The 12,912-nt window shown below is 38.6% G+C and carries 13 protein-coding genes and 1 riboswitch; of the genes, 3 read left to right on the forward strand and 10 right to left on the reverse strand.

The window, feature by feature from the left end:
* Nucleotides 1-5: 5 nt before the first annotated feature.
* Nucleotides 6-1,253, forward strand: coding sequence for a beta-ketoacyl-ACP synthase II (gene fabF, locus O5639_RS06780; protein WP_269623796.1), 1,248 nt, complete (start codon nt 6-8; stop codon nt 1,251-1,253).
* Between the two features lie 57 nt (nt 1,254-1,310).
* The gene (tkt, locus tag O5639_RS06785) at nt 1,311-3,323 is read left to right on the forward strand and encodes a transketolase (protein WP_269623797.1); all 2,013 of its coding nucleotides are present in this window, start codon (nt 1,311-1,313) and stop codon (nt 3,321-3,323) included.
* 52 nt (nt 3,324-3,375) lie between these two features.
* On the opposite strand, the gene thiC is transcribed toward tkt, so the two are convergent.
* The 5 genes from thiC to ruvB all read right to left on the reverse strand — a co-directional run bounded on the left by thiC (nt 3,376) and on the right by ruvB (nt 8,254).
* Entirely contained in the window at nt 3,376-4,776 is a 1,401-nt protein-coding gene (gene thiC, locus O5639_RS06790; protein ID WP_269623798.1) for a phosphomethylpyrimidine synthase ThiC, read from the reverse strand.
* 43 nt (nt 4,777-4,819) lie between these two features.
* A riboswitch (TPP riboswitch) is annotated at nt 4,820-4,923 on the reverse strand.
* Nucleotides 4,924-4,983: 60 nt separating this feature from the next.
* The gene (locus O5639_RS06795; RefSeq protein WP_269623799.1) at nt 4,984-5,205 is read right to left on the reverse strand and encodes a DUF3188 domain-containing protein; all 222 of its coding nucleotides are present in this window, start codon (nt 5,203-5,205) and stop codon (nt 4,984-4,986) included.
* A 12-nt stretch (nt 5,206-5,217) separates the two neighbouring features.
* Nucleotides 5,218-6,402 (reverse strand): amidohydrolase, encoded by a 1,185-nt coding sequence (locus O5639_RS06800; protein WP_269623800.1) that lies wholly within the window; start codon nt 6,400-6,402, stop codon nt 5,218-5,220.
* A complete protein-coding gene (locus O5639_RS06805) occupies nt 6,399-7,187 on the reverse strand; it encodes a tetratricopeptide repeat protein (protein WP_269623801.1) in 789 nt (262 codons plus the stop codon). Before O5639_RS06805 ends, O5639_RS06800 begins: the two co-directional genes overlap by 4 nt.
* Nucleotides 7,184-8,254 carry a Holliday junction branch migration DNA helicase RuvB gene (gene ruvB / locus O5639_RS06810; RefSeq protein ID WP_269623802.1) on the reverse strand — a complete coding sequence of 357 codons (1,071 nt, stop codon included), beginning with the start codon at nt 8,252-8,254 and terminating at the stop codon, nt 7,184-7,186. The genes O5639_RS06805 and ruvB overlap by 4 nt, the downstream gene beginning before the upstream one ends.
* A 47-nt stretch (nt 8,255-8,301) precedes the next feature.
* On the opposite strand from ruvB, the gene smpB reads away from it, so the two are divergent.
* Nucleotides 8,302-8,799: an SsrA-binding protein SmpB gene (gene smpB / locus O5639_RS06815; protein ID WP_269623803.1), complete on the forward strand. Its 498-nt coding sequence runs from the start codon at nt 8,302-8,304 to the stop codon at nt 8,797-8,799.
* A 64-nt stretch (nt 8,800-8,863) separates the two neighbouring features.
* On the opposite strand, the gene O5639_RS06820 is transcribed toward smpB, so the two are convergent.
* The 5 genes from O5639_RS06820 to mreC all read right to left on the reverse strand — a co-directional run bounded on the left by O5639_RS06820 (nt 8,864) and on the right by mreC (nt 12,911).
* Complete coding sequence (locus tag O5639_RS06820) at nt 8,864-9,115, reverse strand: hypothetical protein (protein ID WP_011295538.1); 252 nt, start codon at nt 9,113-9,115, stop codon at nt 8,864-8,866.
* 41 nt (nt 9,116-9,156) lie between these two features.
* On the reverse strand, nt 9,157-10,677 hold the full coding sequence (lysS, locus tag O5639_RS06825) for a lysine--tRNA ligase (protein ID WP_269623804.1): 1,521 nt from the start codon (nt 10,675-10,677) through the stop codon (nt 9,157-9,159).
* A 70-nt stretch (nt 10,678-10,747) separates the two neighbouring features.
* Nucleotides 10,748-11,488: a response regulator transcription factor RpaB gene (gene rpaB / locus O5639_RS06830; RefSeq protein ID WP_269623805.1), complete on the reverse strand. Its 741-nt coding sequence runs from the start codon at nt 11,486-11,488 to the stop codon at nt 10,748-10,750.
* 180 nt (nt 11,489-11,668) lie between these two features.
* Nucleotides 11,669-12,169, reverse strand: a complete 501-nt coding sequence (locus tag O5639_RS06835; protein WP_269623806.1) for a hypothetical protein — start codon at nt 12,167-12,169, stop codon at nt 11,669-11,671.
* Nucleotides 12,156-12,911 (reverse strand): rod shape-determining protein MreC, encoded by a 756-nt coding sequence (mreC, locus tag O5639_RS06840; protein ID WP_269623807.1) that lies wholly within the window; start codon nt 12,909-12,911, stop codon nt 12,156-12,158. The genes O5639_RS06835 and mreC overlap by 14 nt, the downstream gene beginning before the upstream one ends.
* Nucleotide 12,912: the final 1 nt, after the last annotated feature.

The raw sequence follows: 12,912 nt of genomic DNA on the forward strand, positions 1-12,912 counted from the left end.
TTCAAATGATGGAGAAACTCCATCGAGTTGTTATTACAGGTCTTGGCGCCATTACTCCTATTGGCAACGACCTCGAAAGTTACCTCCAAGGGCTGCAATCCGGACAAAATGGGGTAGATCAAATAACACTCTTCGATGCCTCATCACATGCATGCAGATTTGCAGCAGAGGTGAAAAGTTTTGATCCGACTGGCAAATTAGAGCCAAAAGAATCCAAAAGATGGGATCGTTTTTCAAAATTTGGAGTCATTGCAGCAAAAGAAGCCTTGAATCATTCAGGGCTAATAATTGACGACTCAAATTCTGGAAGAATTGGTGTAATTATTGGTTCTGGAGTTGGCGGATTGCTGACTATGGAAACCCAAGCTCATGTTTTAGATAACAAGGGAGCTAGTCGAGTTAGTCCGTTTACTGTTCCCATGATGATTCCCAACATGGCTACAGGGCTCGCGGCTATTGCACTTGGCGCTAAAGGTCCAAGTTCAGCAGTTTCAACTGCTTGCGCCGCTGGATCAAATGCTATCGGTGATGCATTCAGACTGCTCCAATTAGGCAAAGCAGACGCAATGGTTTGTGGTGGAGCAGAAGCCAGTATCACTCCCTTAGGGGTAGCAGGATTTGCTAGTGCAAAGGCATTATCTTTCAGAAATGATGATCCATCTACAGCAAGTAGACCTTTTGATTCTCAACGAGATGGATTTGTAATTGGAGAGGGGGCAGGAGTACTCATTTTAGAAACTCTTGATCATGCACTAAAAAGAGACGCAACAATCCATGCAGAGATCATTGGTTATGGAACTACTTGTGATGCGCATCACATTACCTCTCCAACTCCAGGTGGAGTGGGAGGTGCAGAAGCTATGAAACTTGCATTAATTGATGGACAAATTAATCCAGAAGAAGTCGATTACATTAATGCTCACGGAACTAGCACTCCAGCTAATGACAGCAATGAAACATCTGCTATAAAAACTGCTTTAGGACATTATGCATATAAGGTCCCTACAAGCTCAACCAAATCTATGACTGGGCATTTACTAGGAGGTTCCGGTGGAATCGAGGCTGTTGCTTGTGCTCTGGCAATAAAACATGAAATAATTCCGCCAACAATTAATTATTCCAATCCAGACCCAAATTGTGATCTTGATTATGTCCCCAACAAAGCAAGAGAAAAGAAATTAGGTGTCGTATTATCTAACTCATTCGGGTTTGGCGGTCACAATGTCTGTCTGGCTTTTCGACAAATGATCTAAATCAATTTCATTTTCGCTTTCCACTTAAATTTCTTATCCCCCACTCACTAATCCAAAATGGTTGCCTTGACTACTTCCCTAGACACACTTTGCATCAATAGCATCAGGATGCTCGCTGTTGATGCAATTAATAAATCCAAAAGTGGTCACCCAGGTTTGCCTATGGGTTGCGCACCTATGGGTTATGCATTGTGGGACAAACACTTACGACACAATCCCAAAAATCCAAAATGGTTTAATCGAGACAGATTTGTTCTCTCAGCAGGACATGGCTGCATGCTTTTGTATGCTCTTCTGCATTTGACTGGCTATGACTCTGTCACCATTGAAGATATAAAAGAATTTAGGCAGTGGGGGGCTAAAACTCCAGGACATCCAGAAACCTTCGAAACACCTGGAGTTGAAGTAACCGCAGGACCTTTGGGAGCAGGAATTTCAAATGCAGTTGGATTAGCCATTGCGGAAGCTCACCTTGCTGCAAAATTCAACAAGCCTGATTCAACAGTTGTAGACCATTACACCTATGTGATCATGGGGGATGGATGTAATCAAGAGGGTATTTCTTCAGAAGCCTGTTCCCTAGCTGGGCATTTAAAACTCGGAAAATTAATAGCTCTCTATGACGATAATCACATAACTATTGATGGAAGAACAGATGTCTCATTTACTGAGGATGTCTTAAAAAGATATGAAGCATATGGATGGCATGTCCAAGAAATTCCGGAGGGAAATACAGATGTTGAAGGCATATCTCAAGCAATCGAAAAGGCAAAATCCGTCACAGATAAGCCATCCATTATCAAAGTAACAACAACTATCGGTTACGGTTCACCTAATAAAAGTGATACTGCTGGTATTCATGGTGCTCCGTTGGGCGAAGAAGAGGCAGAACTCACTAGAAAACAATTAGGTTGGTCATATAAACCTTTCGAGGTTCCCCAAGATGCTTACGATCAATATCGTCAAGCCATTCAAAAAGGAGGACAACTAGAAGAAGAGTGGAATCAAACTCTAGCCACATACAAAAACAAGTATCCTACAGAAGCTTCTCAATTTGAGCGCATGTTGAGAGGCGAACTCCCCGAAGGCTGGGATAGAGATTTACCTACCTATACACCCGATGATAAAGGGGTCGCTACTAGAAAACATTCTCAAATATGTCTAGGTGCTCTTGGCCCAAACATTCCTGAACTAATAGGAGGTTCTGCCGATTTAACTCATTCAAATTACACAGATATAAAAGGTGAAACTGGTTCTTTTCAATATGACAGTCCTGAAAAACGTTATTTACATTTCGGTGTCAGAGAACATGCTATGGCAGCCATATTGAATGGTATTGCTTATCACGATAGTGGTTTAATTCCTTATGGTGGAACCTTCTTAGTCTTCGCAGACTATATGAGAGGATCGATGCGTCTCTCCGCTCTTAGTGAGCTTGGTGTTATTTATGTTTTAACCCATGATTCCATAGGTGTTGGTGAAGATGGCCCAACACATCAACCCATTGAAACCATTCCATCATTGAGAGCAATGCCAAATATGATGGTTTTCCGTCCAGGTGATGGCAATGAAACCAGTGGTGCTTATAAAGTTGCAATTAAAAATCGTAAGAGACCAAGTTCCTTATGTCTAAGTAGACAGGGTATGGCCAATCAACAAAATTCATCCGTAGACAAAGTTGCTTTAGGTGGATACGTACTGGAAGAGTGCGATGGCACACCAGAGCTAATACTTATTGGAACCGGAACTGAGCTTGATTTATGTGTTCAAGCAGCGAAAAAGCTAACTCAAGAAGGTAGAAAAGTGCGTGTGGTTTCTATGCCATGCGTTGAACTTTTTGAAGAACAAAGCGAGAGTTATAAAGAAGAAATTTTGCCTTCAAATATCAGAAAACGCATAGTAGTTGAAGCGGCAGAGAGCTTCGGATGGCATAAATATATTGGTCTTGATGGTGACAGCGTGACTATGAATAGCTTTGGAGCATCTGCTCCAGGTGGATTATGTATGGAAAAATTTGGATTTACAGTTGAAAACGTACTAGAAAAATCAAGGAATCTTCTCAAAAAATAAACACATTATTTAATCACGAATAGTTAATCCAAAAAAACAGTTAAACAAAGAACTAATTTTCTTTGTTTAACTTTACTGGAGTTAATTCAGATGCACCTTTTAATTTTATTTGATCGTTTAATTTATCAAGATCTTCATCTGTGATTTTTGTATTCATTGGACAATGATTAGGACCACACATAGAACAGAACTCTGCTTTTTTGAAAATTTCTTCAGGTAAAGTTTCGTCATGATATTGCTTAGCTTTCTCTGGATCCAAGGACAATTCAAACTGTTTATTCCAGTCAAATTCTTTCCGAGCCTTGCTTAATTCATCATCACGATCACGAGCTCCTGCTCTATGCCTTGCAACATCTGCAGCATGAGCAGCAATTTTATAAGCAATCAAACCTTCTCTGACATCCTCAGGATTTGGCAACCCAAGATGTTCCTTAGGTGTCACATAACAAAGCATCGCGGTACCATACCAACCTGCCATAGCGGCTCCAATTGCACTTGAAATGTGGTCATAACCAGGAGATATATCTGTTACCAATGGTCCTAAAACATAGAAAGGAGCTTCTGAACACTCCTCCATTTGCTTCCTAACATTAAATTCAATTTGATCCATAGGTACATGACCAGGCCCTTCAACCATGACTTGAACATCATGTTTCCAAGCACGTCTTGTCAATTCTCCCAGAGTTTTTAACTCAGCAAGTTGAGCTTCATCTGATGCATCATGCAGACATCCCGGCCTGAGTGAATCACCCAAAGAAAAAGTGCAGTCATAGCGTTTAAATATTTCGCAAATATCATCAAAACGAGTAAACAAAGGATTTTGCTTGTAGTGATAGAGCATCCATTGAGCAAGAATTCCTCCGCCACGACTAACTATTCCAGTTATACGACCTTTAACCTTGGGTAAATGCTCAATCAATAAGCCTGCATGAATAGTTTGATAATCAACTCCTTGCTGACAATGCTTTTCTATGATGTGTAAAAAATCATCCTCAGTTAGCCTTGAAATAGAACCGTGAACACTTTCTAAAGCTTGATAAACAGGAACTGTACCAATCGGGATAGGTGAGGCATTAATAATTGCAGTTCGCACCTCATCTAAATTAACCCCTCCAGTAGAGAGATCCATAAGAGTATCTGCGCCATATTTTACTGCCAGTTCAAGCTTCTTTAATTCTTCACTAATATCGCTTGCATTAGGCGAAGCGCCAATATTTGCATTGACTTTACATTTTGAGGCAATACCTATTGCCATCGGCTCTAAGTTCGTATGGTTAATATTGGCTGGAATAACCATTCGACCTCGCGCAACCTCTTCCATAACTAGAGACTCAGGAAGATTCTCACGCTTTGCCACAAAACTCATTTCTTCAGTAATTTCGCCTTTGCGAGCAAAATGCATCTGAGAAACATTTGTTTTACTGTTCCTGGAAGCCACCCATGAATTCCGCATGAACTAAAAAGCTATTGAATAAAAAAGGAGCAATATACATAAAGATCACAAGATGTCACTTTCCTTACACTGGTTCAAACCAGATCAAGTTCAGAGGGTGTGATCTCAGCCATAAAGCAAAGCTGTATGGCACCCCTAGTGATAAATACAAATTAGCTCGAAATCAGTAACTAAACACTAAAGTTTTTATGGAAAAAATTTTTGAAATTACAAATTTTGATCATTCATATCTTTTTTTATCTCTAGAAACAACATTCTTCGTCGCCTAAATCTTCTAACCGCTCCAGTCACAACCAATCCACTTCCAACAACTAAAGCAGGTATGGCTTGGATTTTATCTCTGCCCTCTCTATGTAAAAAGCCTGTAATTGCTAATAAAATAAGCAAAGGTGCTGAAAGTGAGATTAATGGATTACCCAATCTTTTCATAAAATTAAGCAGCTAGATGTCTTGAGGAGTTTTCGATGCCATGACTAAAGCGTGAGACAAAATGTTAATTCCTAATTCCAGGCTTCTTTCATCCAAAGAGAAATGACCACTGTGCAATGGAGCACAACCTTGATCTCCAGCGACTCCTAATCGAAACATCGTCCCTGGTACATCTTGCAAGAAGAAAGCAAAATCTTCAGCACCTAATGATGGATTTTCTAAATAGACAATATTTTTTTCATCCATAAAATTCTTCGCACAGGTAGATAACAAACTCGTCAACTCGGGATCGTTATAAACTGGAGGCGCAATCGACTTGAAATTTATATTAACCTTAGCTCCGTAGTTAGAGGCTATATTTTTCACTATTTTCTCAATCCACACAGGTAATTTTTCATAAAGGTTGCTATCAAGACATCTCACTGTGCCTAGAAGCTTCACCCTCTCAGCAATTACATTAAAGGCATTTCCTCCTGAAATTTTCCCAAAACTAATAACTACCGGTTTAAGAGCATCTAATCGTCTACTAATAGCCTCTTGAAGTCCACTAATAACTTTCGCAGAAATCCAAATTGCATCTACGCCTTCATGGGGTCTAGCGCCATGCCCTCCATTACCAATAATATTTATTTCCAATTCAGCAGCGGCGGCCGTAAAAGTACCACTTCTTATTCCAATCTTACCAACTGACAAATCTGGATAAACATGTACACCAAAGAGAGCTTTGACTCCCTCAAGAACGTTCTCAGCTCTCATCCAATTTGCACCTTGAGCAATCTCCTCAGCAGGTTGAAAAATTATTCGGATTCGAGAATTTGTAAATTTGTTTTTTGCTAATACTTTAGCCACCCCCAAACCGATACAAGTATGTAGATCATGACCACAAGCATGCATCAGGCCTTGAATTGAAGAAGAATAATCTAAGCCTGTTCTCTCCTCGATTGGCAAAGCATCCATATCAACTCGTAAGCCAACAACAGGTCCGTTTTTGTTACCCATTTCAGCCACCACTCCCGTTTTTCCAACTGCTTCTATAACTTCCCAACCTGATTTTCTAAGTTCCCCGGCAACAAGAGCAGCTGTTTGATATTCCTGACCGCTTAGCTCTGGGTGAGCATGGAGATGACGTCGTAATTGAATCAACTCAGGCAGTATGTCCTTGGTTAAAACGTCAATTGGTTTTTCTAAATCTTTCATCTATCATCCATCGCAAGAAATGCAACCAAATCATTTGTAGGTCTTGGAGGCCAACGGCGAATATCCAACAACCAATCCTTCTCACGATATCGAATATCTAATCCAGCAACCGCAGCCCAATTACTTTCAGCTTCACCTGATAAACCTCTCTTCCATAGAAGAGCACTTAATACTGCTCTCGCATCTGCAAATAAAGGATATTTACGGATTAATATTCTGATTTTCTTTTCAGCGAGTTCAAGATCACCCAATTGATAAATCGCAAGCGCCTCACTCGAGCTAGCCATAGCTATATAGTTATTTGATGAAGCAGCTTGACTAAACAATTTTTTCGCTTCATTCCAATTATCCATGGAGCCCATAACATTACCCAAGTTATATAAAGCTGAAACATCTTTAGGATTTGTCTTTAAAACATATTTATAATCTTTACTAGCATCCTCCCAACGCTGCAAAGCTTCTTCAGCAATTCCTCTATTCAGATAAGGGTCTAAATCTTCAGGTGAAATTTCAATAGCTTTAGTTTGATCTTTTATGGCTCCTATAGGATCACCAAGTGCGAGACGAATATTACCTCTATTACTTAACGCAGCCGCATCATTTGGGTTCTCATTTAAGTAAGAACTCCAATCTTTTTCAGCTCGAATGAAATCTCCTTCTTTACTTTCTTGAAGAGCTTTCTCGAATAAAACTTTAGGAAGCACCTTGGCTTGGGTCGAAAATGGCACAAAAACAAAAATAATAGAAAGTAAAAGTAGAACTTTTACAACTCTTCCAAAAATCATGTAACTATATTATTTGCGGAAGTTAGCAAATAATGGTTTTTAGCTGCTGCAGTAACAACCCTTCCCCTAGAAGTCCTCTGTAAAAAACCAATTTGCATTAGATAAGGCTCAACTACAGTTTCAATAGTGGTTGAATCCTCTCCAAGTGCAGCAGCCAAAGTATCAAGTCCTACTGGGCCCCCTTGATATTGATTAACTAACAAGTCTAAATAACTTCTATCTGTTGCATCTAACCCTCTTTGATCCACACGATGTAGATCAAGTGCATCGTTAACAACTTCAACATCAATTATTTTTGAAGAAGAATGCACTTCTGCATAATCTCTAACTCTTCGTATGAGCCTATTTGCAATCCGGGGAGTACCTCTACTTCTTTTAGCTAATTGGTGTGATGCTTCCTCTGAAATTAATAAATTAATCAGTTTCGCAGATCTTTTAATTATATTTTCAAGATCCAAATAATTGTAAAAATCTAGTCGCTGAGTGATGCCAAAACGATCTCGCATAGGTGAGCTTAATGCTGCTGGTTTTGTCGTAGCACCTACTAAGGTAAAAGGGGGGATTTCGATTGATCGCATTCTCGAAGAAGTACCCTTACCTACAGTCAAATCCAACCTTCTATCTTCCATCGCTGGATACAAAAGTTCCTGTGATATGCGATTTAGTCTGTGAATCTCATCAACAAAAATCAATTCACGTGGCTGCATGTTGATCAATAATCCAACAATATCTCTTGGTCGTTCAAGAGCAGGAGCGCTTGTAACTCTCGCTTTAACCCCCAATTCCTCAGCAATAACAAGAGCCATAGTAGTTTTTCCCAATCCTGGCGGCCCATAAAGCATTAAATGATCAAGTGCTTCGCCTCTTTTTAATGATGCTTTAACTGAAATCTCAAGAACTTTCTTTAATTCAGATTGACCTACAAAATCATTAAAAGATTTAGGCCTGAGTGAATCTTGTTGAGATAATTTAAGCTCCTCCTTTAAAAGACTAGGACCAACAAATCTTTCCTCTCCTTTATCATTAGGAAGAGAAGAATGATTACTAATTGAAGACACAATTGCCATGACCAAAGGGTAGTGGCATCTCATCAAAAATGGAGGTAAATAGAAGAATGAGCAAAAAAGGAAAGAAAAAATCCAAAAAAAATTCCTCAGTTGATGGAAATCGTCGCTTAGCAGAAAATCGACAAGCAAGATATGAATATGAAATCCTAGAAACTCTTGAAACTGGCTTGGAGCTTCTTGGAACTGAAGTTAAATCAATTAGAGCTGGGAAAGTAAACTTAAAAGATGGATTTTGCCTAATTAAAAAAGATCAGATCCAACTTCATAATGTTCATATATCACCGCATAATCATGCCGGTAAATTTTTCAATCACGAACCTCTGAGAATCAAAAAACTTCTTGCGCATCGAAAAGAAATCGAGAAATTAAAAATAAATTTAGAGAGAAAAGGTTTAGCAATTATACCTTTAAGTCTTTACCTCAAAGGCTCATGGATCAAGTTAAAAATAGGAGTCGGTAAAGGAAGAAAACTTCATGACAAAAGAGATCAAGAGAAGATTAATGACTCCAAAAGAGATGTAGCTAATGCTCTAAAACGTTTTTAAAAAGAAAAAATTTATTACTTTTTACTAGAATTTTTATAAAAAATCAAACTTTAATTATCCTTTCTCATGTGACATCCAAACTGACATTTTCAGGTGGCGGTGTTGGATCAGGATCAGCAATGAGCATATGCTGTAAAACGATTTCAGGACGCTCGCTATCTCTCCATCTAATGCGATAAGCAGGCATTTTTGTGCCCCTGCTTGTCGTTTGCTCAACAGGTTCCATAACCCAACCGCGTCTTGAACGCCCCTGGGGGTTCCTTTTCACAACAGCATCTGCATGCTTGAAACGGAAACCAACTCTCTCGCCACTCATCTGAACAAAATACTTACTCGCCTATTATCCACTCTGATGGGTCACTTTCCAGTTTGTTTTAAATTTGATTCTGGTCGTAAAAGTGGAAAAGCTATGACATCTCTTATTGAAGGACTATCTGTTAAAAGCATTACAAACCTATCAATACCTATTCCTAGGCCTCCTGTTGGAGGCATTCCGACTTCAAGAGCATTGATAAAATCCTCATCCAAACTTTGAGCCTCAAGATCACCTGCTTCTTTTTTCGCTTGCTGTAAAAGTAAACGTTCTCTTTGATCAATAGGGTCAATTAATTCACTAAAAGCATTAGCAGTTTCTCTACCAACAATAAAAAGTTCAAATCTTTCAACTAAACCTTTCTTAGTTCTGTGTTTTCTAGCCAATGGAGAAATCTCAATTGGATAATCCATCACAAATGTAGGTTGAACCAATTTGGGCTCTACTGCTTGTTCAAACGCTTCATTTAATAGTCTTCCAACACTATCAGCCTTATCGGGCACTTGAAGCCCCTCTCGACGCATTTCAGCTCTAGCATCATCAGAATTATCTCCAAACAATTCAAAATCAATTCCGGTGAATTCCTTAACTAATTCATGCATCGTGGCCCTTCTCCAAGGAGGTTGCAAATCTATTTCTTGCTCTTGATAATTAATTTTGGTTGATCCACAAATCTTTTCGCAAACTGAAGAAAGTAATTGTTCTGTTAAATCCATCATGTCGAAATAATCAGCAAAGGCCTCATAAATTTCAACAGAAGTAAATTCAGGATTATGCCTAGTGCTAATCCCTTCATTTCTAAAAATTCTTCCAAGTTCATAGACCCTTTGAAATCCACCCACCACAAGTCTTTTAAGATGCAATTCTGTTGCAATCCTCAAATACAAAGGCAAATCGAGAGTGTTGTGATGAGTTATGAAAGGCCTTGCATCCGCTCCTCCAGCTTCTGATTGTAAAACTGGAGTCTCGATTTCAAGAAAGTCTTTTTCATCTAACCATCGTCGAATTGAACTAACTAATAAAGCCCTAGTTCGAAAAGTTTTTCTTGACTGAGGATTGACAATTAAATCTAAATATCTTTGTCTATAGCGCTTTTCGACATCGGCAAGTCCATGCCATTTATCTGGTAAGGGATGTAAAGATTTTGAGAGCATTGACCATTCAAAAACCCTTATAGAAAGTTCACCTCTATCAGTTCTCCTTAATATTCCACTGACTCCTATCCAATCTCCAGTGTCAACGAGAGAGGTAATGTTCTCAAAATTATTCTTTGAGTTCTCGCTATTTTCATTTTGATTTAAGGTCGCCTTTTCCAAAAAAAGTTGAACTGTGCCAGTTTCATCGGCAAGAGTAAAAAAAGCAAGTTTGCCCATCACTCTTCTAGAAGTTACTCGCCCTGCGATGGATACTTCGTCTTTTTTTTCTTGACCATTCGGTAAGTCTGCATATTTGTTCTGCAAAACATTGGCAGAATCAGTAGGTCGAAAATTCAAAGCATATGGACCTTGTCCAAGGCTTTTTAGTGCTTTTGCCTTCGCGAGGCGAGTATCTCTTAATTCAGACAAAGCATTTCATACATACGACAGGAATAAACGAGATCAAATGAAAAACCTATCAATTTTGTTCTATTAATCTTTAACTGGCAATAGCAGTAGGAAATTCTCCCATTCTCTGAGAGGCGTATCCAATACCTCTTACAGTTAAAATCAACTCCGGATTCCTTGGATCTGGTTCCAGCTTTCCTCGTAAACGAGCTACGTAGACATCCACAACCCTTAAATCAGCTGCTCTTCTAGGAGGATAACCCCAAAGCTGTTCCAAAATTTCTGCTCTAGGAACAACTCGGCCAGGCTCACGAAATAATAATTCCAGCAAACTAAATTCTGTGTATGTAAGGCCTATTCTTTCTCCTCCTCTACTGACTTGCCTTCTATTAGTATCTACGACAAGATCACCAAGCTTCATTACTCCTTGACCTGATGGGACCTCTCTGGGCTCATCCACAGTAGGAGCAGGTCCAACTCTTCTCAAAATCGTCGCAATCCTTGCTTCTAATTCCTTTGGACTGAATGGTTTAGCCAGATAATCATCAGCGCCTAAATCCAAACCTGCAACTCTTTCAGAAATCGCTTCAAGAGCAGTTAAGAATATTATTGGTACACAAGACTCGGCTCTTATTCTTCGACACACTGCAAACCCATCCATCTTAGGGAGCATGACATCCAATACCACTAAATCTGGTGCTTCTTTATGAAAAACCTCGAGTGCTTGTTCTCCGTCCTGAGCAGATAAAACTTGGTATCCAGCAAGATTAAGCCTTGTAACCAAGACTTTTAGTACTGCTGGTTCATCATCTACAACCAAAATGCAGGTCATGAGATTAGCTGTTGCCTTGGTGACAGGACCATCGAAATTTTATGTCGAAAAGGCCTCTTATTATATGAAGATATCATCTTCAAGTCAGTTATTCAAAGCTCTTTGACTAATTTAAAAGACAAAGTACCTACTAATAAAATAAATATTGATTCTATTTCTCAAACTTAAAAAAATTTTTCATTAGTTTTGTTTATAAGTAAGAAGAAGCCATGAGGAGAAAAATGGAGAAACTAATCCAGTAATTATAACCTCAGAAATTAATACATAAATCGACCAAGAATGAAACCAGTTATTTCTTAAAACGCTATATAAGATGATTTTTTGAACCCAAATAGAAAAGCCTATAAAAGCAGTTCCAAAGATAGACATTAAACCAATATTTAAAAATAATTCGATTTTTTTATTATGCAATCCATATTTACTCCAAACTAAAGATAAAATACATAAAGATGGAATATAAGAAACATCACTAATTGTAAAAGAATCGATAAAAATTCCTAATAGAATTGATGCTAAAACAGACTTCCAAGGAGGATTCTTAATTGAAAACGGCAACAGTAAAACAACAGGCCAGCATGGAGTTATTCCATTTATTTTAAGCCAACCAGGCGATATAACTATACAAGCTTGCAAACAGATTATAGTAAAAAATAGTAATATTTTCTTATTATTTTTGGCCATTATTTTTCAAGATTTGAACCCAATCTATGGCCTCAGGTGATGCAGTTAATTGAACGATTGCGTATGGAGCAGGTAAAGCTTTTTCATTAACAAACTGAACAATTCCAATTGTTAAATTTGGAGGTAATAAAGTACTTGCTGGTGACGTAGTAACTGCATCTCCAACTTTAGCCAAACTATTTTTATTTAAAAAAATTAGTTTTGGTCTATTTGTACCCATCCCAGTCAAAATCCCATGCCGCTTAATTCGATCAATCCAAGCTCCAACCTGATGACCAGGGTCAGTCAATAATCTAACTCTTGCAGTAAGCGGAGTTGTGCTGTCAACTAGGCCAATTAAGCCACCTGGTCCAATTACTGTCTGTCCTTGCAAAACGCCATCTTTTGCTCCCTTATTAATTTCTAACTGTTGCCACCAATTTCTTGAAGAACGAGATATGACAGCAGCTGAAATTCTTTGACCAGCATTAAACTCTTTCAAAGATAGAGCTCTTCTCAAACGAGTATTATCGTCCTCAAGTAATTTTAATCTAATATTTCTTTCAATATTTTCTCCTTCCTTAATCCATTCTCGTTGAGCGGGGCCAGGGAGTATGGGTTTTAACAAAATAGAGTAAAAATCTAAATATCCTGCTCCTTTTGTCCAACGTATCCCAAATAATAATGCTCCCAAGAAAAATATTATCCAAAACTTACTTTTCAAAAGCAAATAAAACCCTATTTTCCCTCGGGCTTTAATCATT

The organism is Prochlorococcus marinus str. MIT 1214 (assembly GCF_027359355.1).
In the GTDB taxonomy this organism is placed as follows: domain Bacteria; phylum Cyanobacteriota; class Cyanobacteriia; order PCC-6307; family Cyanobiaceae; genus Prochlorococcus_B; species Prochlorococcus_B marinus_F.

Coding starts and splice junctions, on each gene's coding strand:
- fabF (WP_269623796.1), top strand. CDS start 6: ATGATGGAGAAACTCCATCGAGTTGTTATTACAGGTCTTGGCGCCATT.
- tkt (WP_269623797.1), top strand. CDS start 1,311: ATGGTTGCCTTGACTACTTCCCTAGACACACTTTGCATCAATAGCATC.
- thiC (WP_269623798.1), bottom strand. CDS start 4,776: ATGCGGAATTCATGGGTGGCTTCCAGGAACAGTAAAACAAATGTTTCT.
- O5639_RS06795 (WP_269623799.1), bottom strand. CDS start 5,205: ATGAAAAGATTGGGTAATCCATTAATCTCACTTTCAGCACCTTTGCTT.
- O5639_RS06800 (WP_269623800.1), bottom strand. CDS start 6,402: ATGAAAGATTTAGAAAAACCAATTGACGTTTTAACCAAGGACATACTG.
- O5639_RS06805 (WP_269623801.1), bottom strand. CDS start 7,187: ATGATTTTTGGAAGAGTTGTAAAAGTTCTACTTTTACTTTCTATTATT.
- ruvB (WP_269623802.1), bottom strand. CDS start 8,254: ATGGCAATTGTGTCTTCAATTAGTAATCATTCTTCTCTTCCTAATGAT.
- smpB (WP_269623803.1), top strand. CDS start 8,302: ATGAGCAAAAAAGGAAAGAAAAAATCCAAAAAAAATTCCTCAGTTGAT.
- O5639_RS06820 (WP_011295538.1), bottom strand. CDS start 9,115: ATGAGTGGCGAGAGAGTTGGTTTCCGTTTCAAGCATGCAGATGCTGTT.
- rpaB (WP_269623805.1), bottom strand. CDS start 11,488: ATGACCTGCATTTTGGTTGTAGATGATGAACCAGCAGTACTAAAAGTC.
- O5639_RS06835 (WP_269623806.1), bottom strand. CDS start 12,169: ATGGCCAAAAATAATAAGAAAATATTACTATTTTTTACTATAATCTGT.
- mreC (WP_269623807.1), bottom strand. CDS start 12,911: ATGATTAAAGCCCGAGGGAAAATAGGGTTTTATTTGCTTTTGAAAAGT.